This is a genomic window from Streptomyces sp. 4F14 (assembly GCF_048159485.1).
Classification (GTDB): Bacteria; Actinomycetota; Actinomycetes; order Streptomycetales; family Streptomycetaceae; genus Streptomyces.
Genome location: NZ_JBLRVY010000422.1, coordinates 1 through 312, shown reverse-complemented (window position 1 = coordinate 312; position 312 = coordinate 1). Strand labels below are relative to the sequence as shown.

The 312-nt window shown below is 72.4% G+C and carries 2 pseudogenes; both read left to right on the top strand.

The features are described 5' to 3' along the window. A pseudogene (locus tag ACLZOT_RS51410) lies at positions 1–184 on the top strand (FAD-binding monooxygenase); the annotation flags it as partial. Further along, positions 184–312, top strand: a pseudogene (locus ACLZOT_RS51405) (AraC family transcriptional regulator); the annotation flags it as partial. The pseudogenes ACLZOT_RS51410 and ACLZOT_RS51405, both read left to right, overlap by 1 nt.

Below are 312 nucleotides of genomic sequence, written 5' to 3'. Positions count from 1 at the left end.
CGAGGCGAGCTCGGTCCGCTGGAGCGAGGGAGTGGCCCACGTAGGGGACCTGACGACCCGACAGCCCGGCGACGAGGGCCATGGCATCGGCCGCCACCAGTTGCTGCGGATCCTCGCCGAACGCGCCCGCTCACTGGGCGTACGGCTGGAGTTCGAGAGTCCGGTCACGCCGGACGACCTGCCATGCACATCGTGCGCCAGGAGCAGGGGCCCGAGGTCGCCAACAAGATCGCCCGGCGCATGGTCGTGCCGCCGCACCGGGACGGCGGACAGGCCCAGTACATCGAGCGCCCGCTGCCGCGCTCCCAGTGC